Source organism: Bacillus sp. FSL H7-0578 (genome assembly GCF_038630855.1).
Lineage (GTDB): Bacteria > Bacillota > Bacilli > Bacillales > Bacillaceae > Bacillus > Bacillus safensis.
On sequence record NZ_CP152045.1, the window covers coordinates 966,066 to 984,927 of the forward strand.

Genomic DNA, 18,862 nt, shown 5'->3' on the forward strand with positions numbered 1-18,862 from the left:
AACTTGACAACAACTATAATACGTATAGATCAAAACAATAAACCTCGGGTGTTGTTTGAAAGGTAGATGACGACTTTGAATATATTCACAACGTTTATCTTTATGATTGTTATCGGCGCAGTCATAGGAGCAGCGACAAACCATCTTGCAATTAAAATGCTTTTTCGGCCTTATAAGCCATATTACTTATTCGGAAAACAGCTTCCATTTACACCAGGGCTTATCCCTAAAAGAAGAGACGAAGTAGCCAAGCAGGTTGGTGTCATGGTTATGGAGCATTTGCTCACGCCAGAAGGTATTCAAAAGCGATTTGAATCATCGGATGCAAAGCAGGAGATCCTGCGTACAGTCCATCAATATATTGACAAAGGCGCAAATATGGAGATCACCGTATTCTCCCTGCTAGAAAAATTCGGCGTTACAGAGGCTGATGTCAAAGCAGATAGATGGCTCCATCAGTGGTCTGACCAGAAGCTCGCTTCATTGCTTGAAACATATAACGAGCAAACTTTATCTGAATTGCTCCCGGTAGAAGTGGAAACCAAAATATCATCAAAAATTCCAGATGCAGCAGATTATATTTTAAAGAGAGGCATTCATTATTTTGAAAGTGATGAAGGCAAAGCCAGGCTTGGCAATATGATTGATGATTTCTTAAAAGAACGGGGAATGCTTGGCAGTATGGTCCAAATGTTTCTAGGGAATTCAAGCTTAATTGACCGTGTGCATCCAGAAATTATCAAGTTCTTAAGAAATGCAGAAACAAAAAGATTTTTATCAGATTTACTTGTTCAAGAATGGGACAAGGTGAAGCTATTTTCTCTTCATGAGCTTGATGAAAAATGGAATGTGAAGGAACTTATTTTTAGTGTGAAAAATCAATTGCTTTCTCATTTCTCTACAAAGCTGATATTAGACAAACCAGTTGGAACATATGTCAGTGCTGTAGCGGATGACCTTAAAACACATTTTGCGCCAGTGTTGATTGATAAGGGGATCGAAGCGGCTTCAAATGCTTTAGAGAGTCTGCTTGCAAAGCTGCAATTTGAAGATATCATTCGTGAACAAATTGAACTTTTCCCGCTTGAAAAAATGGAAGAGCTTGTAGTCAGCATCTCTAATAAGGAGCTGAAGATGATAACATTTCTAGGCGGTCTTTTAGGCGGGATGATTGGTGCTATCCAGGCTGTTTTTGTGGCGCTATTCTAAGAGAAGCTATAGAAATTTTAATGAATTCATTGTATATATGTGAAACGAAAGCCATAGTTTGTTATAGTGGAGTGGTGTCCGCCGATCATATCGGTGATAACGGATAGAAAGGAGACATAACATGTCTGTAAATCTTTATGATGTTGCATATGACCTTGAAAAAGCATTGCGTCATAGCGAAGAATATTCAACTTTAAGAAATCTTTATGATGAGGTAAACGCGGATGAGTCCTCTAAAAGAATGTTTGAGAACTTCCGTGACATTCAAGTAAACCTTCAACAAAAACAAATGACTGGTCAAGAGATCACACAAGAAGAAGTGGAGCAAGCTCAAAAAACAGTTGCGCTTGTTCAGCAGCACGATAAAATCTCTCAGTTGATGGAAGCAGAACAACGTGTGAGTGTTCTTATCGGTGAATTAAATAAAATTATCATGAAGCCACTTGAAGAGCTTTATGGGAATCCAGAAGAAAACTAATGGAAAGGGCGAGGTCATTCGCCCTTTTTTGTTTTATCTTTTCTCCTCAATATCTTTTAAAAAAAGGTTGTCGAAGCACATAAATTCTGCGATAATACTTATATTGAAAGTGCTTTCAAAAGGCGCTCTCAAGGGACAATTGGGTGCGTTTCACTTGGGATTTATGGCGGTGAGCCAAACGAGAGAGAAGCGCTTCTGGGAGAAACGCAAAGCATCATAAGGGGATCTGATATAAGCAATGCTTTGGTGTGTAAATGATAAGGGGATCATGGGGAGCTTCATCACTCCATTGTAACGCATCCAAACCATACATAAAAAAAAGCCTAGGGGTAGGCTTTTTTTATTTATCCATCTATTCATAACCTGGGGCTCTTTCAACTGCATGTTCTAAAGCACCAAGCTAGGGCATATCCTCATCGTAAGTACAGTCATCAAGAAGGGGGATGCCTCAGTGTCAAAAAAACTACTTGCACTCAATATAGATGGGACGTTACTTCGTTCCAATGGTAAAATCCATTCTGCTACAAAAGAAGCTGTGGAATATGTAAAGAAAAAAGGGGTTTACGTGACGATTGTCACCAACCGGCATTTTCGTTCCGCTCAAAAAATTGCCAAGGCGTTGAAGATTCCAACATCAACCCTTGTGACGCATAGTGGTGCATTTATCGCCGATAAACTCGATGAGCCGCTTCATGTGAAAAAATTAACGGAAGAAAAGACATTTAATCTTGTGCAAATCCTTGAAAGCTTCGATTGTAATGTCCGCTTGCTGCATGAAAAATTCTCGATCGGCAACCGGAAAAAAACGCAGTCTCAGCTGATGGGAAAGACGCTTATTCATCCGTCTGATCCAATTTTCTATCCCGTTCAATTTGTTGAATCGTTAAGTGATATGCTGATGGATGAACCAGTCAGTACTCCAGTGATTGAAGTATATTCGACTGCGGAGCTTCAGCCTGAGATTCACAGGACCATTCAACAAGCATTCCCATCTGTTGATCTTATTAGGATCAGTGATGAGAAAATGAATATTGTATGCAAAGGGGTTTCGAAGGAAGCGGGACTTTCTCTTTTAACCTCTGCACTCGGTTTTACTTTAGAAGATACGGTCGTCATTGGTCATGGAACAGATGACATTCCAATGCTTGAATTGGCTGGTTTAGGTGTTGCTATGGGAAATGCCCCCAATGATGTCAAGCGTAAAGCCGATTGGGTGACGCGCTCGCATGATGAACAGGGTGTGGCTTATATGATCAAGGAATACTTTAGAATGCAGCAAAGAGAAGGATTTTTGCATCAATTCGATATTAAGAGATAATACAGTGAAGGCCCTGTCAATCAAGAAATGACAGGGCCTTCGTCTGTTCCCTTCATTGCTTTTCCTACATGAATTTTGTAAAATGAAACAAGTTTGAAGATAAAGGTGATATGATGCGAATTTTAATTAAAGGGCTGTCAGATGAACGATTTCATCGCCCGCTTGTCAATATAGCCAATTTATTTGAAGAAGATAGTGAAGTGATGTTTGATCCAAGTGAATTGGATGATGGTTTGGTCATGGTATTTAACTGGAAGGAAGAAAATGGCATGGTGGAAGCATCTGGTCATATCGATGGATCAGACATCACCAGTCGTTTTTCGCGGGATGTCCCAGAGAGCTTGAACGATAAGGAGCGCTGGAAACAAATCAAAAACACAGTGCTGTCTGTTTATTTACACTTGCTTCAGGAGCACACAGGAATGACACAAAAGTGGGGCATTCTCACAGGAATACGTCCTACGAAATTGCTTCATAAGATGCTGAGAGAAGGCATGTCAAAGGAAGATGCACATGCGGCATTAAAGCGTGATTACTTGATTCATGATGAAAAAATCAATTTGATGCAGGAGATTGTCGATCGTCAGCTTCAAGCCATTCCAGATCTGTATGACCTTCAGCAGGAAGTGAGTATTTATATTGGTATTCCTTTCTGCCCCACAAAATGTGCTTACTGCACGTTCCCTGCTTACGCCATTAAAGGACAAGCTGGCAGAGTGGGAACGTTTTTGTTTGGTCTGCATTATGAAATGCAAAAAATGGGCGCATGGCTAAAAGAACACGGGATCAAAGTGACGACCGTTTACTTTGGCGGAGGCACGCCAACGAGCATTACAGCGGAAGAAATGGATTTGCTGTATGAAGAAATGTACCGCTCGTTCCCAGATGTGAAGCATATACGGGAAGTGACTGTCGAAGCAGGGCGTCCTGATACGATTTCGCCTGATAAGCTAGAGGTGCTAAACCGCTACAATATTGACCGGATTAGCATTAACCCGCAATCGTATGAGAATGAAACACTAAAGGCTATTGGCCGGCATCATAGTGTCGAAGAAACGATTGAAAAGTATCACTTATCAAGACAGTACGGCATGAATAATATCAATATGGACTTAATCATTGGATTGCCGGGAGAAGGGCTCAAAGAATTTCAGCACTCCTTGCAGCAGACTGAAGAGCTCAAGCCTGAATCTTTAACCGTGCATACACTCTCCTTTAAAAGAGCATCTGAAATGACGCGCAATAAGGAGAAATATCAAGTAGCCGACCGAGAAGAAATCACACGTATGATGGATGAAGCGGTCACTTGGACGAAAGCACATCATTATCACCCATATTATTTATATAGACAAAAAAATATTTTGGGGAATCTTGAAAATGTCGGGTATTCATTAGATGGACAGGAAAGTTTGTATAATATTATTATCATGGAAGAAGTACAGACAATCATTGGCATTGGATGCGGTGCAGCAAGTAAATTCATTGATCCACGATCAGGAAAAATTACGCAGTATGCCAATCCAAAAGATCCAAAATCGTATAATGACCGCTATGAACACTATACAGAAGAGAAAATTCAATTCCTTGAATCATTATTTGTTTCTCACGTTTAAACACTGCGATGACGCAGTGTTTTTTTCATTTGTAAAAGGGGTATATAAGTGATAAAAAGTTAAAGCAGGTGTACATATGATAGATGTGATCGGAATTGGGATTGGGCCCGCCAATTTAGGGTTGGCCGCTTTGTTAGAGGAGTATGAGGATGTCTCATGCTGTTTTTTTGAACAAGAGTCTGAGTTTGCCTGGCATCCTGGTATGCTGATCAAAGGAACGGATTTGCAAGTTTCCTTTTTAGCAGACCTTGTCACAATGGCGAATCCAAGGAGCAGGTATACATTTTTAAATTATTTACATGAAGCAAATAGACTTCACCGGTTCTATACATTTGAACAGTTTGATATCCCGCGGAGAGAATTCAATGAGTATTTATCATGGGTGGCAGGAGAATTAGACAGCTGTCAGTTCGGGATGAAGGTAGAAGAAGTGACGGACTGCCAAGAAGGCTACCTTGTGAAAGTCAGACGGCTGAACGATGGATCGCTTTCTGAATATCGTGCAAAGCATGTCGTGTTAGGCACAGGAAGCAAACCAATGATTCCAGTCGATGTGCCTGAAGCAGTATACCCATATGTGACCCATAGCAGCCGTTATTTAGATCAGCAGAAAGCACTTCATGAAGCTGAGTCGGTGGCGGTAATCGGCTCAGGGCAGAGTGCAGCTGAAATTTTCTTAGACCTGCTTCAGCATCAAAAGAAAGGACAGCAGCTTTCATGGTTTACGCGTTCTAGTGAATTTAGAGAGCTGGAGACGGCAGAACTTGGCCAAGAGCTTTTTACACCAAAGTATGTCGAGTATTTTCATTCGCTTCCTTATGAAGAACGTATGAACACATTGCCCAGGCTGACAGGATTAAGAAATGGCATCGATGCATCAACGCTTTCGCGCATTTATCAGGAGTTGTATCATCGCTCCGTTTCAGGTGAAGAGCCATCTGTGCTCATTCAGCCAATGACCGAGCTTGAAGCGATTCAAAGAGGAGAGCATCAGCCTTTGGAGCTGCATCTCAAGCAGTGGCAGCTGAAGAAAGAAAAAAGCATAACTGTAGATCACGCTGTATTGGCTACAGGATACACACCGAATATTCCTGAATGGTTTAGCGCATATGAACCTTTGATTGAATGGGAAAGTGATGAGCATTTTAAAGTGACAGACGACTTCAGGCTTGTGTTCAAAGACAAGCGTTCAAATCATTTCTTTACATTCACGAATCTTGATCATTCTCATGGAACAGCGGCGACCAATTTGAAACTATCGATTTACCGCAACCAGAAAGTCATTCGAACCATTCGAGGTGTCGAGGAAGCGCCAGTCAAACAAGAAACTGCATTTCAGCAATTTGAATAAGACATAAAAAAGGGCCCAAGCATAGGGCCCTTTTTTATTAGATCGTCGTTTCTTTTTTTACTTTTGGTTTTTCAGGTTTCCATTTGAAGATTTTGTTTAGGATTTGATAGATTTTTTTAGATTCTTTCGTTACGAGCGGTCCTAAGATCGCAAGAATTAAGACATACAATGCAGCAAAGGGCTTCAAAGTAGCGGCAAGTCCGCCGGCGATGCCAAGCTCGGCAACAATGATTGAAAACTCTCCTCTCGATACGATGGTTAATCCAATATTAGAAGAGGCTTTATGAGAAAATCCAGCTCTCCGTCCAGCGAACATTCCGGCAGTGAAGTTCCCAATTAAGGTAAGAATCACAGCGCCGATCGCAAGCCAGAAGGCATCACCCAATGTAAACGGATCGATACTGAGACCAAAGCTGAAAAAGAACATCGCTCCAAAGAAATCTCTAAACGGAACCACGAGATGCTCGATGCGGTCTGAGTGCTCTGTTTCTGAGAAAACAAGACCAAGTAAGAGAGCTCCAATAGCCTCTGCTACATGAATTGTTTCTGAAAAGCCAGCGACAAAGAACAAAGCGGCAAAAATCACAATGATGAACACTTCGTTCGAACGGATATCAAACAACTTATTTAATAGTTTTGGCAGCTTCCGCGCAATGATAAAGAAAAGCATCATATAACCAAAAGCAATTAAAATTGATAATAAGGCACCGCCAACAGTAGTGGCATCTCCAAGGACAAGACCTGATACGACGGATAAATAAACGGCAAGGAAAATATCCTCAAACATAATAATCCCTAGAATTAACTCTGTTTCAGGATTCGCCGTTCGTTTCAAATCGACAAGGACTTTGGCCACAATGGCACTGGATGAAATGGTGATCACCCCTGCCATAATGAGAACCTCAAGGAATCCAAACCCTGTGATAAAACCGTAGAGCAGACCTAAGCTGAAGTTGATCAAAATATAAATAGATCCGCCGACTGCAATAGATTTACCCGATTTAATGAGTTTTCCGACAGAGAACTCAAGTCCAAGATAGAAAAGAAGGAACAGGACGCCCATTCTGCCAAAAAACGAAATAATCTCCGTGCTTTCGATAAATTTCAAATCAATGATTCCGATAGTTGGAGCATGCGGCCCAACAATCATTCCGAGGACAATGAGAAAAGGGATGATAGAAAATTTAATTTTATTGGCGATTAAGCTGGCGATGGCGATAAGAATTAGCGCCGTCCCAACTTCAAAGACTAAATGATCCATTCATCACTCTCCCCCTCTAGAAAGAAAATCACGTACCAATCGCTTCAAGTGTTTTCTTTCGCCCGAAATGACCATCGTATCATTTGCTTGAATAATCGAATCGGCACCAGGGTTGAGTAATTTTTCATTTGTATGTTTAATGATCGCAATCACGGTGACTTCATAATTTTGTCTCACATCTAAATCACCGAGTGTATGTCCAACCGCTTTTGCACCTTTTTCCACTTTAAACCATTCAATGATCAAGTCGTTGAAGGCCATTTCAATGGTTTCTAGTGCCTGCGGTTTATACACCATACCGCCGATAATAGCAGCGATTTGCCGGGATTCAGCATCATCGAGTGAAATGGTAGACAGCACTTCATCTGGATCATCATCGTCAAAACGATAAATTTCCCGTCTGCCATCATCATGAATCACAATCGTCATCTTTTCTCTATTTCTCGTTTCAATTTCAAATTTCTTTCCGATCCCAGGAAGATCATTTTCTTTAATGTTCATTTTATCCCTCCGAATTTGATAGGCTGTGTTTTTCAAATAGTAAATGCGGATGAAATAAAATGAATCAGTAGAGGTAATTAGATTGATACATAACGGGGATCGCACACTTCATTTCCAAAAAACATAGATCAATGGACAATGCAGCTGATGGGGCAGGCTTTGGCAGAAAAGTCTTGGCATACGCCCTTGATAATCTGTCCTTCAACAGAATGGATGAAGCATGTTTTTTTGAAAATGAAGGTGTCTTCACAGCATTGATTTCTTCATCATAAATGGATGGAGAAATCAGGCTAGGTATACTCGCTTCTGCCTGTGAAGCAAAAACGACATTTGAAAAAGGAGAAAACATGACGATGAAGCTAACCAATATCATGATGGAACATCTGATCAATCATCCTCCTCCTTTCAAATTTATTTTCTTTCTTTTTTTACTATATAAAAATATATTTCTTGTTTCAATCATTATGCTTATTTTAGTATCAATTGATCTTGAAATTTTTTATTTAGAGAAAAAGGTTTTACATGATGAAAATGGAAGTAAGTGATGAGCTTTTAAAAGAAGAGGGGGATGGATGATGACATATATCAATTGTCAGTTAGACGGGGATGTTTTTGAAATCGTTTTCAATAGGCCTGAAGCTTATAATTCTTTTCATGTGGACATGTTTGCTGAATTCAAAGAAGCATGTGATGCAGCGGAGGAAAGCAGTGCAAAAGTCGTTGTCATCAAGGGAGCGGGAAAAGGATTCTCAGCAGGCGGAGATATTGGGATGATGCTCAAGCAGGAAAGTGAAGAAGATTTCCATCGTGTGATGGATTTGATCGAGGGAATTACACTTTCTCTAGCTAGTATGAAAAAAGTGACGATTGCGCTTGTTCACGGGTCAGCAGCAGGCCTCGCTTTTAGCTTTGCTCTAAGCTGTGACTACTTGTTTATGCATCAGGATGCAAAACTCGCCATGAATTTTAATGGAGTAGGATTAATTCCAGATGGCGGGGGGCATTTTTTCCTCACAAAAAGAGTGAGTGAGCAAACCGCTAAACAATTGATTTGGAGCGGACAAAAGCTGCCGGCTGAAGAAGCGTTAAAGCTGCGCCTTGCAGACGGGGTGTTCCAGGATGAGGTCGATACGTATCAAAAAGTGTGTGTGAAGCCATTTATGAACATGCCGCTTCAAGCCTTTATCGAAACAAAGATGATCTATTTCCAGCAGTCAGAATCAAAGCTCTTAGCAGTTCTTCAAAAAGAGAGAGCAGCACAGGCAAGACTGAGAAAAAGTCATGATCACAAGGAAGGTATACAGGCCTTTTTAGAAAAAAGACGTCCTGTCTTTCAAAAAGCATAAATGAACATGAGGCCGGCGAAAGCCGGCTTTTTTAACGTTCAAATAAAAGCAGCTTTCCTGCTTGATCAACGAGTCGATGAGAATGCTTTGTGTATTGCTGTTCCATTAAGCGATGACGTCCTAATTCCTTTGCTTTCTCGTCACCATCCGCTGTGATTTTTTCATTTAATAAAGTCTCACCCGACCGGTCAAATACGGTTAAAAAGTATGTCTTCTCCATTCCTCATCTTCCTTTCTTCTGTTTTTAATGTAATTAAACATGGAATAAGACAAAACCTCTTTTTTAGCCCTTAAAAATGTGTTTTTTAGAAGAAGAGTGATAGAACGTGCATTCGTAAAAATGGCATGATAAAATATGGACAATGACAGTATCGGACAAGGAGATAGACGTTTGACTAAGCTCACCTTTATTCATGCCGCAGATTTACATTTAGACAGTCCATTTGCAGGAATGTCGACTATACCTAGTTCTATATTTAAGCGGCTCAAAGAAAGTACATTTCAAAGTGCTAAGAACATCTTTGATCTCGCCGTTGCGCGGGAGGTAGACTTTGTGCTGCTGAGCGGAGATTTATTTGATGAATCCAATCGCAGCTTAAAAGCACAGCTGTTTTTAAGAAATCAGTTTGTAAGACTGCAAACGCACGGGATTGAAGTCTTTATTATTTATGGGAATCATGATCATTTAGGCGGTGAATGGACACCGATTGAGTGGCCCGAGAATGTACATGTCTTTTCGAGCAGTACACCAAGTGAGCACTCCTATTATCGAGGGGATCAGCTTGTCGCGAGTATTTATGGGTTTAGCTACAAAGAGCGGGCTGTCTATGAAAATATGACATCTCATTATGTCAAAACAACAGATGCTGCCTATCACATTGCGATGCTTCACGGCACATTAGCCGGACAAGAAGGACATGATGCATATGCCCCATTTCAGCTTCAGCAGCTCATAGCACAGGATTTTGATTATTGGGCGCTTGGACATATACATAAAAGAGCCCTTCTGCATGAAGACCCATATATAATTTATCCTGGTAATGTGCAGGGCAGACATATAAAAGAAACGGGAGAAAAAGGCTGTTACTTGATTCACCTCTCCGAAGATTCACGGGCAGCGGATTTTATCAGCTGTGCAGATATCATCTTTGAGAAACTGGCAATAGACATCACAGAAACAACTCATATGACGGATCTTGTCACACTTGTGGAAGGCAAAATCAATGAGCTGAAAGAGGAAGGCATTCCTCATTTTGTGAGAATTGAATTGACAGGTGATGCGCCTTCTTACTTTGAGCATACGCAGCTTGAGGTCCTCGAAGAGCTGATGACTGTTTTTCATGAGCAGGAGGAAGATGAAGATGTGTTTGTTTGGGTGATGTCAATTGATTGCCGAACAAACGAGGATGTCATTTATCCAGAAGATTCCTTTTTGAAGGAACTAACGGCAGAAATTGCACAGTTTGAGTCATATGAAGAGCTGCTTTCACCGATCAAGCGTCACCCAACCTACAGGAAGTCAGGAAAAGCGCTCACAAAAGAGGATGAAGTGGATATAAAAGAAGAGGCACAAAGGCTGCTAACGGAACAGCTGAAGCAATTATGAGAAAAGGAGAGGTATGATGAAAATACGTTCACTCCATATAGCGAATTTCGGGAAATTTTCAAATCGAACCTTTCACTTTTCTGATGACGGTTTTCAGCTAGTTTACGGCCTGAATGAATCGGGGAAAACGACATTGAAGGCATTTATTGAGTCGATGTTATTTGGTTTTTCAAAAAACAAGATATACAAGCCGAAACAAGGATCTTTCTATGGCGGCTCCCTCACTTGCTTAGATGAGGAGTTAGGTGTCATTCACATTGAGAGATCGTCCGATCGAGGCGGTCAAGCACAGGTGTTTTTACCGAATGGTGAAGTGAAAGATGAAGCATTTCTACGAACTCTTTTAAAGGGAACAGATCGCAGATTATTCCAATCAATCTATTCATTTGATGTGTTTGGACTGCAAAATGTCCAAGCCTTAAACGAAGATCAAATCGGTGAATTTCTCCTTTTCTCAAGTTTATTTGGCTCAGATGCTGCCTCCAAGATGGATAGCAGGCTGCTTAAGCAGCAGGAGCAGCTGTTTAAACCAAATGGACGCAAGCCGGAATTAAACCAGCAGCTTGATCGTTTAAAAGAGCTGGCTGCCCAGCTGAAACAAGCTAGATTGGCAGAAGGCCGTTATACAGAAAAAAAACGGGAGCATTCTGAATTAATAGAGACGATCGCAGCGCTTCAAAAGGAAATGAAGCAGACAGAAGAACAGATTCAGCAGTTAAACGAACACATTCGACTTTATCCCATGATAGAGAAGAAGATGGAGTTAAAAAAAGAATTAGCCCGTTATCCAGAACGAGTCAAACGCTTTAGAGCAGAAACAGAGCATGAATTAGATAAATTAGAATCACACCTTCACCCGAAAAAGGCTCAAATGACTGCACTAAAGCAAAAATTAGATCATTTGCAAACCTCGCTGGCACAAGTTCAGCTGCTTCATGACAAGGATACATTACTGGAGATGAAGCGTGTCGTTGATGAATCTTCTCATGCTGAACGTGTCAAAAACCGCTTAGCAGAATGTAAAGCAGAACGTGATTCATTGAAACAAAAAATGGACGAAGCCGCAGCGAAGCTAAAGTGGCAGCGTTCAGTCAAGCTTGAGCAGATTGACGACTCCCTTGAATTTGAGTGGGAATTAAAGGAGGCTGTCAGCCACTACGTTCGTTTAATGGACAGAAAGGCACAGCTGGATGACCGGTTTGATCATGCAAGACATGAGCTGGAAGAAGCGGAAACCGCTTTAAAAGGATTAAAGGAACAGCAGGCCAAATCGCATAGTACAGTGGAAACTGGGGAAACAAGAGCAAAAGAGAAACAGGTTCATTCCCGGGCGTGGTTATTTCCTGTGATGGTGATATTTGATGCTGCATTTCTGCTTGTCCTTTTCTTTTTAACAGAGTGGTGGGTTACTTTCTTATTTGCAGGGTTTTCTATTTTTGTCTTCTTTGCTATTTACCCATTTTTGAAATCGACACAGGTGAAACAGGGAAGCGGCGGGGGAACATTCGATTCCTTCCAAGTACAGGCAGCTTCAGCTGAAACGCTTGTGAGGCAGAAGGAGCTTTTGTACGAAAGGATCATCCGGCAATATGAAGACTGGGAGCAGGAGCTGGAACCTGTCCAGCAGCAAGTAGAGGAAAAGAAAAGACAGCTGGGCTTGTCCTCAGAGCTTTCTTTCCTAGTAGAAGCCTTCCTTATCCTGAAGCAGTTAAAAACGAATACAGCGGGATATGAGGAGCTTAGCCGGGAAATAGACGAGCTTGCCGGCCAGCAGTCCAATTATGAGCAAAGGGTGGAAGCGTTAAGCAGTCTTCTGCAGCGAAAGGAAGGCACCATTCAAGAGAGCATCTCGGCCTTTCAAGAGATATTGAAAGATGAGGCGAAAAGAGAAAAAGAACGTCAGACATTGGATGTATCGATTCAACATGTGAAACAGCAGATCACGACACTGGAAGGGGAAATTGACTATTACGAAAAACAAATGGACGTGCTTTTTCGTCAAGTAGAGGCAGAGTCCAAAAAAGATTACCAAATTCTTTCCCATCTATCGAAAGTATATCGGGAACGGCTTTCCCATTTGCAGCAGCTGAATCAAGAGCTGCATAGATGCGGCTGCTTTGATGAGGAAGAATCGATTGTTCGTAAAGGATTGCGCCTTCTTGAAGAAGAGTGTGCGGAAGCAAAGCAGCATCTGAATAACATACAATCGAATGCGGCGAATATGGAAAAACGTCTGGCAGAACGAGCAGTGGAAATCCGGCAAATAGAAGCTTCAGGTACGGTGTCTGATTTGACTCATCAGCTTTCAGCTGAGCAGGAGCATGCAAAGCACCTTGCGAAAAAATGGGCGGCGATTCAGCTTGTCCGCTCCGTCATTCGAGAAAAATTGAATGAACATAAAGAAAAAAGGCTGCCAGCACTGCTGCAAACAGCTTCCCGCTTTATTCAGCCGTTAACGAATGATCGATATGAAGCCATTTTATTTTCACCAGAGGATGACCGGCTGATCGTGAAAAGGATGGATGGACGAATATTCCGCCCAGAAGAGCTCTCGCAAGCAACATGTGAACAAGTCTATCTGGCCATTCGTTTTGCACTCGCCTTGTCTCATCAGCAGGAATGTCAGCTTCCGTTTATGATGGATGACAGCTTCGTTCATTTTGATCATGTTCGTCTAGGAAGAGTGCTGGAGTTGATGAATGAACTCACGCGTTTTGAAACACAGCTGTTTTATTTTACCTGTCATCAGCATATGGCGCAGGCTGCAAAAGATGGACAGATTACGAGTTTAGCAGTTGAATGATTGACAAATAATGACTTATGTTATACTTATATGAGCAGAAACATGGAAGGAGCTTTTATTGAATGGCTAAAGGGATCATGACCTATGATGTCGGCGAACAAGTTGACCTGCATTTATTAATTAAATCATCTACTAAAGGAATTGCAAGTAATGGCAAACCATTTTTAACGCTCATTCTTCAAGATCAAAGTGGAGATATTGAGGCGAAACTATGGGATGCAAAGCAGAATGATGAAATCACCTATGGACCGCAAACCATCGTGAAGGTAGTAGGCGACATTCATCATTATCGCGGGAGGAATCAGCTGAAGCTTAGGAATATACGCCCTGTTGCTGAAAACGAGCAAATTCGAATTGATGACTTTCTCGAAACAGCTCCTATTCCAAAACACGATATGATGGATACGATTATGCAATATATCTTTGATATGAAAAACCCTAATATTCAGCGTGTTACAAGGCATTTGCTGAAGAAATATGGACAGGAATTTGCTGATTATCCAGCAGCGACAAAAAATCATCACGAATTTGTCTCTGGACTCGCCTACCACGTCGTGTCTATGCTGCATTTAGCAAAATCCATTGTTGACCTATATCCATCACTAGATCGAGATCTTTTATATTCAGGTATCATTCTTCATGATTTAGGGAAAGTCAAAGAGCTTTCGGGCCCAGTCTCCACGACATATACTGTGGAAGGGAATTTAATTGGCCACATTTCCATTATGGTGACAGAAATTGCGAAAGCTGCGGAAGAGCTTAGCATTGATTCAGAGGAAATTCTCATTTTACAGCACTTAGTCCTGAGTCATCATGGAAAAGGAGAATGGGGCAGCCCGAAACCACCAATGGTAAAAGAAGCTGAAATTCTCCACTATATTGATAATTTAGATGCGAAAATGAACATGATGGATCGTGCGCTTGAGCATGTGAAACCAGGAGAATATACAGAACGTATTTTTGCACTTGAGAATCGTTCGTTTTATAAACCAACCTTCCATCACGAATAATCATGTCAAAACGTCCGTTTATGCGGGCGTTTTTTTTCATAACTTGTCTTCTTTTCGCATAAGCATGTAACACAAAGGAAGAGAGGAATGTCCTTAAGAAAAGGAGGCGATGAAAAAATGTTGTTTTTTCCGTGGTGGGTGTATGCATGTATCATCGGCATTATTTTCTGTGCGTATAAATTAATGACAACAGCCAAAGAGGAGCAAGAGATTGATCAATCCTTTATTGAAAAGGAAGGAGAAATTTTTATCGAGCGAATGGAACAGGAAAGAGAGCGCAGACGTCAGGATCAGCAGGTGAAAAGATCGCAGGATACTGCGGCACATGAAGATCATTCGATTGCTTAATCTCGTCATACAAAAACCCCTCTGCACGATGACGGCAGAGGGTTTTTTTGTGATTACTGGCCTTGTTGAGGCTGCTGATTTTGTGCAGGCTGTTCAGATTTTTCTTTGAACGTTTTTTGAAGCTCTTTATCTTTTACTTTCACATCAGCATCTTTTACTAATTTGTTTAAGATGTTTTGGATTTCATTTGTGTCTGCTTGTTTTTGGTCAAGCAGTTCTTTTTTCAAGTCCGCTTTCATGTCATCATATTTACCGCGTTCTTCAGTCTTTTTAATGATATGGTAGCCGAATTGGGATTTTACTGGCTTGCTGATTTCATTTACTTTTAGTTTGAAAGCAGCTTTGCTGAAGTTCTCGTCCATTTGGCCTTCTTTTGCGAACCAGCCTACATCGCCGCCTTGTGCTGCTGAAGCAGTATCAGTTGAATATTCAGAGACAAGGGCATCCCATTTTTCACCTTTATCTAATTTCTTTTCCACTTCGTCAGCTGTTTTCTTATCAGCTACTAAAATGTGACTTGCGCGGATTTTTCCTTTAAGGTCATCGTAATACGATTTTACTTCTTTATCAGTGATTTTGATGTTAGCTTTGGCAGCCTTTTGAGTCAGCAGCTCATATTTCACTTGATCTTTGATGTAATCTTTACCGAATTCATCTTGAAGCTGTTTTAAACGATCTTCACCAAGTGTCTTTTTATATTCTTCCAATTTCTTATCAATTTCTTTATCAGATACTTTGTATTTGTCAGCAAGAACCTTTTGTTGAACAAGTAGGTTTAAAGCATCTCCACCTGCTTGTTTCTTAAGAGTAGTATAAAGTTCTCCTTTTGTGACATCTCCTGATTTTGTTGTGGCGATCACATCTTTATCACCGCTACTGCATGCGCCAAGAGTTAAAACACTTACTGCTGTTACAGCTGCTAAAGCCATTTTTTTCATTCAAAAAACACTCCTAATCTTTCCAATTTATTTATCATTGCTTGTATCATAACATATTGTGACACGCTGTAAAAAGAAATGCAAATGGAAGGGCATTCGTCTAGTCAAAAAATTGCGCGCGACATACACATATAGTGATCACAAAAAGGAGGCTGAATTATATGGGAGCAGGATATTCTAATGGGTTTGCTTTATTGGTCGTGCTATTCATTTTGCTGATCATCGTTGGTGCAGCATATCTTTACTAATTAAATCGCTGTGACAGAAGGGAGCCGTCCTGCCGTGCGTGAGGGCGGTTCTTTTTTCAAACGATGACAGGTGCCTAAACGTTTTTTATTTTTCTGCATACACTGAGCTTAGAACAGAGGAAGAACTGGCAGGAGGTGTTTTCACATGGGAGGAGAAGTCTTTGCTGGCGGTTTTGCACTAGTCGTCGTATTATTTATTTTATTGATCATCATCGGTGCATCTTGGATTTGCTAATGAAAATATACACAAAAAGCTGCCCTCAAACTGGCAGCTTTTGCTTTGATCTTAAATGGAAATGGTAATTTCAACAAATGATGAGATAAGTAAGATCAGTATCGATACATTGATAAAGCGAAACACCTTATCTTGCCGTTCTTCAGGAATCTCTCTGACAAGGCATAATGTATTAGTAAGCCTGTTTATTGAATACACAATAAACGCGGCAAAGACGATGAAGTAAAATAAAACTATCGGAGATCCCCCCTCTCTATGCTATTCCCATACTACATTACCAAATTTTTTATGAAAAAGATAGAAGTTGGCTTTAAAAACCTCATGATGAGGAAGTTTGGTCAACTAAAATATCAAACTCGTCTTGAGCTTGATCGATGATGCAGGATTTAGGTGCTTTGAGCAGCTTCCATGCAAATAAAAAGTCAGGCAAACAATAGCCTGCATGTATACTTGCGATGATGATAAAATAGTGTGCGTACATAGGAAACGCCACGCCTAACAAAAAGTAAACCGGTGAGATGACACAAAACGGGCTGAGAAGTGAAAAAAGCATCACTTTCTTAGGCACGCGCTGCCAGCAATTTCGTTTCATCAATAGCGTCATTTTTTTCTTATTTTTCATCACTGGGATCAAGTGAACCACACGGTGGACAAGCAATGTCACAAGTAAGAGCACGGCAAAAAGCGGTGCGTTATGGCTGCTTAGCCGCGTTTCAGGATGAGTCAGTTGAAAACATAAAAATGCCATAATGAAAAAAAGGATAGCAAGACTTATGGCTGAAATCATCATTCTCGTATAACCATAATCCTTTTCAAGATTAATGGTCTTCCAACAATTCATTTTTCATCCTTCCAATCTAAAAATCGAATTGAATATCTCAAGATAATTTACTCTTCCTGAGGATAAAAATCAATGGTTTTGATGAAAAAAAATAAAATGGTGCCTTCATATGGAATAAAGAGAGGAAACTTTGGGTTTTTCAAGAAAAAAGAACAGAAGGGGGAGGTTCGTCTCTTTCGTCAATGAGTAATTTCGGCTAAAATAGAAGGACTAAGAGAAAGAGGGAACGTACATGAGTATTGAGGAACGAATGAGCCAGCTTGAATATTATATGGAACTTTTATTGACGGTAGCCGATATGAGCCGTTATCCATATTATGCGTTATTGATCAGGCAGCGTGTATCGAAAGAAGAGGCAGAGGAAATTGAGCGTATTTGTGCTGAGCTTTCAGAGGAAATGGATAAGCAAAAAGCACAAGGCTACGTCATGTTTGACGATCTCCTTGCGCTCTTTGCGGGACAGTTAATTGAAAAGCTGGATGTTCATGAGACAATATTTGCTTTGCATGATCAAGGGCTCTTTCAGCCGCTAATGAATGAATTTATAAAGATCATTAAACAATTTGATTTGTTTTAGACGCTTTTTCTGCTGCCTCAGCTGAGTTTTCAAGTTCCTCAGTCTTTTTTGTGACTTTTCCTTGCTCATTCAAAAAGTCCTTCTCAATGTTTGAAAACGATTTCTCAAAAATCTCCATGAAATCCTCACCATAAATGTTTCGGATGATACACATCATTTCTAAAATCTCAGGGAACTTTCCGTAAATGTCATGAAGCGGCTGTGCGCCTTTGACAATACCAGTTCGGGCCGGGTCATAATCTTCGAGTAGTTTATGGAATGTCTCTTCGCCTTTTGGCGTTAGCTCAATATACGTATTGCGTTTATCGTTTAACTTTTTAGAAAATTTTAAAAATCCTCGTTCCTCCAGTTTCTTGGAGAAGTTAAACGCCGTTGATACATGCATGACGCCAAACTTTGCAATTTCTGATATTGAAGCTCCTTTTAATTGATACGCAATCCACAAAATATGATGTTCATTGATATTTAGGTTATACGGTTTGATCCACTGCTGCCAGTCCTTTTCAATGGATTTCCAAAGAGCTTTGCTCAATTGGGCCATTCTTTGACTGAATAAAAGTGCTTCTTTTACATCGAAAGGCTGTTCCGAATGATTCATCCATTTCACCTACTTCTCTTTTTCTTGTAATTCTATTATGCCAATAAAATAAAGATTAATAAAGCTGAAAATTCAAGAATTTTTAAAAGTCATGAAAAACATTGTCAAAATAACCTTTTTTCAACAAAAAAAGTGCGGGATACGCACCCCGCACACTTTTGTAAACGAATATTTTTTTGTGAGTATATTAGTTTTGTAAGGTTTTCTCCAGTTGTTTGAGCTTTTCTTCAATTTCCTGAATTTCCTTTTGTAAGTCCTGCTGATGAGGTTTGATTTCTTCGCGCCATTGCTGAATCGATGTTTGCAATTCAGACCCGACTTCTTTAATCACCTCTGCGCTTTCTTTTGCTGTTTCCACAATTTGTTCTTTTAAAGCTTGTCCGTCTCTTTTTAATTTTGTCAGCGTATCTTCGAATTTGTCATAGCCGTCTTTCACTTTTCCGCGCACATCTCTGCCAGAAGAGGGAGTCGTCAGGAGCACTGCCGCACCTCCGAGGAGACCGCCTACAAATAATCCTGTTAATAAAGAACGTCCACTAGCCATTCAAATCACCTCTAGTCAAATTTTACACATTCGCATG

The 18,862-nt window shown here is 40.6% G+C and carries 22 protein-coding genes; 13 read left to right on the top strand and 9 right to left on the bottom strand.

Annotation, left to right across the window (positions count from 1 at the left end):
- Positions 1 to 75: 75 nt before the first annotated feature.
- From MHB41_RS04845 to MHB41_RS04865, 5 genes are all read left to right on the top strand, one after another.
- Entirely contained in the window at positions 76 to 1,209 is a 1,134-nt protein-coding gene (locus MHB41_RS04845) for a DUF445 family protein (protein WP_034282223.1), read from the top strand.
- Positions 1,210 to 1,330: 121 nt separating this feature from the next.
- Positions 1,331 to 1,687, top strand: coding sequence for a YlbF family regulator (locus tag MHB41_RS04850; RefSeq protein WP_024425750.1), 357 nt, complete (start codon positions 1,331 to 1,333; stop codon positions 1,685 to 1,687).
- Between the two features lie 451 nt (positions 1,688 to 2,138).
- The gene (locus MHB41_RS04855) at positions 2,139 to 3,005 is read left to right on the top strand and encodes a Cof-type HAD-IIB family hydrolase (protein ID WP_039177545.1); all 867 of its coding nucleotides are present in this window, start codon (positions 2,139 to 2,141) and stop codon (positions 3,003 to 3,005) included.
- Between the two features lie 113 nt (positions 3,006 to 3,118).
- On the top strand, positions 3,119 to 4,618 hold the full coding sequence (locus MHB41_RS04860; protein WP_034282220.1) for a coproporphyrinogen III oxidase: 1,500 nt from the start codon (positions 3,119 to 3,121) through the stop codon (positions 4,616 to 4,618).
- A gap of 76 nt (positions 4,619 to 4,694) precedes the next feature.
- Positions 4,695 to 5,969 carry a SidA/IucD/PvdA family monooxygenase gene (locus MHB41_RS04865; protein WP_340899069.1) on the top strand — a complete coding sequence of 425 codons (1,275 nt, stop codon included), beginning with the start codon at positions 4,695 to 4,697 and terminating at the stop codon, positions 5,967 to 5,969.
- A 37-nt stretch (positions 5,970 to 6,006) separates the two neighbouring features.
- Here MHB41_RS04865 and MHB41_RS04870 read toward each other — a convergent pair whose 3' ends face one another.
- The 3 genes from MHB41_RS04870 to MHB41_RS04880 all read right to left on the bottom strand — a co-directional run bounded on the left by MHB41_RS04870 (position 6,007) and on the right by MHB41_RS04880 (position 8,122).
- Positions 6,007 to 7,230 carry a cation:proton antiporter gene (locus tag MHB41_RS04870; RefSeq protein WP_034282218.1) on the bottom strand — a complete coding sequence of 408 codons (1,224 nt, stop codon included), beginning with the start codon at positions 7,228 to 7,230 and terminating at the stop codon, positions 6,007 to 6,009.
- Between the two features lie 3 nt (positions 7,231 to 7,233).
- Positions 7,234 to 7,731, bottom strand: coding sequence for a cation:proton antiporter regulatory subunit (locus MHB41_RS04875; RefSeq protein ID WP_024425442.1), 498 nt, complete (start codon positions 7,729 to 7,731; stop codon positions 7,234 to 7,236).
- Between the two features lie 64 nt (positions 7,732 to 7,795).
- Positions 7,796 to 8,122 carry a potassium:proton antiporter gene (locus tag MHB41_RS04880; protein WP_227001712.1) on the bottom strand — a complete coding sequence of 109 codons (327 nt, stop codon included), beginning with the start codon at positions 8,120 to 8,122 and terminating at the stop codon, positions 7,796 to 7,798.
- 181 nt (positions 8,123 to 8,303) lie between these two features.
- Here MHB41_RS04880 and MHB41_RS04885 point away from each other — a divergent pair, with 181 nt between their 5' ends.
- Positions 8,304 to 9,077: an enoyl-CoA hydratase gene (locus MHB41_RS04885; protein WP_051627350.1), complete on the top strand. Its 774-nt coding sequence runs from the start codon at positions 8,304 to 8,306 to the stop codon at positions 9,075 to 9,077.
- Positions 9,078 to 9,108: 31 nt separating this feature from the next.
- On the opposite strand, the gene MHB41_RS04890 is transcribed toward MHB41_RS04885, so the two are convergent.
- Positions 9,109 to 9,297 (bottom strand): YhzD family protein, encoded by a 189-nt coding sequence (locus MHB41_RS04890; protein ID WP_034282213.1) that lies wholly within the window; start codon positions 9,295 to 9,297, stop codon positions 9,109 to 9,111.
- Between the two features lie 171 nt (positions 9,298 to 9,468).
- Between MHB41_RS04890 and MHB41_RS04895 the strand changes: the two genes are divergently transcribed.
- The 4 genes from MHB41_RS04895 (at position 9,469) to MHB41_RS04910 (ending at position 14,844) form a co-directional block, all read left to right on the top strand.
- Positions 9,469 to 10,683, top strand: a complete 1,215-nt coding sequence (locus MHB41_RS04895) for a DNA repair exonuclease (protein WP_340899066.1) — start codon at positions 9,469 to 9,471, stop codon at positions 10,681 to 10,683.
- Between the two features lie 16 nt (positions 10,684 to 10,699).
- On the top strand, positions 10,700 to 13,486 hold the full coding sequence (locus tag MHB41_RS04900; protein ID WP_340899065.1) for an AAA family ATPase: 2,787 nt from the start codon (positions 10,700 to 10,702) through the stop codon (positions 13,484 to 13,486).
- Between the two features lie 62 nt (positions 13,487 to 13,548).
- Positions 13,549 to 14,496, top strand: coding sequence for a 3'-5' exoribonuclease YhaM (yhaM, locus tag MHB41_RS04905; RefSeq protein WP_024425447.1), 948 nt, complete (start codon positions 13,549 to 13,551; stop codon positions 14,494 to 14,496).
- A gap of 117 nt (positions 14,497 to 14,613) precedes the next feature.
- Positions 14,614 to 14,844, top strand: a complete 231-nt coding sequence (locus MHB41_RS04910) for a sporulation YhaL family protein (protein ID WP_041089925.1) — start codon at positions 14,614 to 14,616, stop codon at positions 14,842 to 14,844.
- Between the two features lie 53 nt (positions 14,845 to 14,897).
- On the opposite strand, the gene MHB41_RS04915 is transcribed toward MHB41_RS04910, so the two are convergent.
- On the bottom strand, positions 14,898 to 15,782 hold the full coding sequence (locus tag MHB41_RS04915; protein ID WP_041117009.1) for a peptidylprolyl isomerase: 885 nt from the start codon (positions 15,780 to 15,782) through the stop codon (positions 14,898 to 14,900).
- A 161-nt stretch (positions 15,783 to 15,943) separates the two neighbouring features.
- On the opposite strand from MHB41_RS04915, the gene MHB41_RS04920 reads away from it, so the two are divergent.
- Both MHB41_RS04920 and MHB41_RS04925 read left to right on the top strand, forming a co-directional pair.
- Complete coding sequence (locus MHB41_RS04920; protein ID WP_008361129.1) at positions 15,944 to 16,030, top strand: YjcZ family sporulation protein; 87 nt, start codon at positions 15,944 to 15,946, stop codon at positions 16,028 to 16,030.
- A gap of 145 nt (positions 16,031 to 16,175) precedes the next feature.
- Positions 16,176 to 16,265, top strand: coding sequence for a YjcZ family sporulation protein (locus tag MHB41_RS04925; RefSeq protein WP_017360317.1), 90 nt, complete (start codon positions 16,176 to 16,178; stop codon positions 16,263 to 16,265).
- 51 nt (positions 16,266 to 16,316) lie between these two features.
- On the opposite strand, the gene MHB41_RS04930 is transcribed toward MHB41_RS04925, so the two are convergent.
- Together MHB41_RS04930 and MHB41_RS04935 are read right to left on the bottom strand one after the other, a co-directional pair.
- Positions 16,317 to 16,502 (bottom strand): hypothetical protein, encoded by a 186-nt coding sequence (locus MHB41_RS04930; RefSeq protein ID WP_072368131.1) that lies wholly within the window; start codon positions 16,500 to 16,502, stop codon positions 16,317 to 16,319.
- An 82-nt stretch (positions 16,503 to 16,584) separates the two neighbouring features.
- Positions 16,585 to 17,106, bottom strand: coding sequence for a DUF3267 domain-containing protein (locus MHB41_RS04935; protein ID WP_034282208.1), 522 nt, complete (start codon positions 17,104 to 17,106; stop codon positions 16,585 to 16,587).
- Positions 17,107 to 17,338: 232 nt separating this feature from the next.
- On the opposite strand from MHB41_RS04935, the gene MHB41_RS04940 reads away from it, so the two are divergent.
- Positions 17,339 to 17,683: a YhaI family protein gene (locus MHB41_RS04940; protein ID WP_070325666.1), complete on the top strand. Its 345-nt coding sequence runs from the start codon at positions 17,339 to 17,341 to the stop codon at positions 17,681 to 17,683.
- Here the strand turns inward: MHB41_RS04940 and MHB41_RS04945 are convergent.
- Together MHB41_RS04945 and MHB41_RS04950 are read right to left on the bottom strand one after the other, a co-directional pair.
- Positions 17,661 to 18,281: an HTH-type transcriptional regulator Hpr gene (locus MHB41_RS04945; protein WP_024425452.1), complete on the bottom strand. Its 621-nt coding sequence runs from the start codon at positions 18,279 to 18,281 to the stop codon at positions 17,661 to 17,663. The genes MHB41_RS04940 and MHB41_RS04945 overlap by 23 nt on opposite strands.
- A gap of 187 nt (positions 18,282 to 18,468) precedes the next feature.
- Complete coding sequence (locus tag MHB41_RS04950; RefSeq protein WP_024425453.1) at positions 18,469 to 18,825, bottom strand: YtxH domain-containing protein; 357 nt, start codon at positions 18,823 to 18,825, stop codon at positions 18,469 to 18,471.
- Between the last annotated feature and the right edge of the window lie 37 nt (positions 18,826 to 18,862).

Excerpts from the sequence above, each read along its gene's own strand:
- MHB41_RS04850 (WP_024425750.1), top strand. The coding sequence starts at position 1,331 with ATGTCTGTAAATCTTTATGATGTTGCATATGACCTTGAAAAAGCATTG.
- MHB41_RS04870 (WP_034282218.1), bottom strand. The coding sequence starts at position 7,230 with ATGGATCATTTAGTCTTTGAAGTTGGGACGGCGCTAATTCTTATCGCC.
- MHB41_RS04925 (WP_017360317.1), top strand. The coding sequence starts at position 16,176 with ATGGGAGGAGAAGTCTTTGCTGGCGGTTTTGCACTAGTCGTCGTATTA.
- MHB41_RS04920 (WP_008361129.1), top strand. The coding sequence starts at position 15,944 with ATGGGAGCAGGATATTCTAATGGGTTTGCTTTATTGGTCGTGCTATTC.
- MHB41_RS04860 (WP_034282220.1), top strand. The coding sequence starts at position 3,119 with ATGCGAATTTTAATTAAAGGGCTGTCAGATGAACGATTTCATCGCCCG.
- MHB41_RS04875 (WP_024425442.1), bottom strand. The coding sequence starts at position 7,731 with ATGAACATTAAAGAAAATGATCTTCCTGGGATCGGAAAGAAATTTGAA.
- MHB41_RS04890 (WP_034282213.1), bottom strand. The coding sequence starts at position 9,297 with ATGGAGAAGACATACTTTTTAACCGTATTTGACCGGTCGGGTGAGACT.
- MHB41_RS04900 (WP_340899065.1), top strand. The coding sequence starts at position 10,700 with ATGAAAATACGTTCACTCCATATAGCGAATTTCGGGAAATTTTCAAAT.
- MHB41_RS04935 (WP_034282208.1), bottom strand. The coding sequence starts at position 17,106 with ATGAATTGTTGGAAGACCATTAATCTTGAAAAGGATTATGGTTATACG.
- MHB41_RS04915 (WP_041117009.1), bottom strand. The coding sequence starts at position 15,782 with ATGAAAAAAATGGCTTTAGCAGCTGTAACAGCAGTAAGTGTTTTAACT.
- MHB41_RS04950 (WP_024425453.1), bottom strand. The coding sequence starts at position 18,825 with ATGGCTAGTGGACGTTCTTTATTAACAGGATTATTTGTAGGCGGTCTC.
- MHB41_RS04865 (WP_340899069.1), top strand. The coding sequence starts at position 4,695 with ATGATAGATGTGATCGGAATTGGGATTGGGCCCGCCAATTTAGGGTTG.
- MHB41_RS04945 (WP_024425452.1), bottom strand. The coding sequence starts at position 18,281 with ATGAATCATTCGGAACAGCCTTTCGATGTAAAAGAAGCACTTTTATTC.
- MHB41_RS04910 (WP_041089925.1), top strand. The coding sequence starts at position 14,614 with ATGTTGTTTTTTCCGTGGTGGGTGTATGCATGTATCATCGGCATTATT.
- MHB41_RS04940 (WP_070325666.1), top strand. The coding sequence starts at position 17,339 with ATGAGTATTGAGGAACGAATGAGCCAGCTTGAATATTATATGGAACTT.
- MHB41_RS04885 (WP_051627350.1), top strand. The coding sequence starts at position 8,304 with ATGATGACATATATCAATTGTCAGTTAGACGGGGATGTTTTTGAAATC.
- yhaM (WP_024425447.1), top strand. The coding sequence starts at position 13,549 with ATGGCTAAAGGGATCATGACCTATGATGTCGGCGAACAAGTTGACCTG.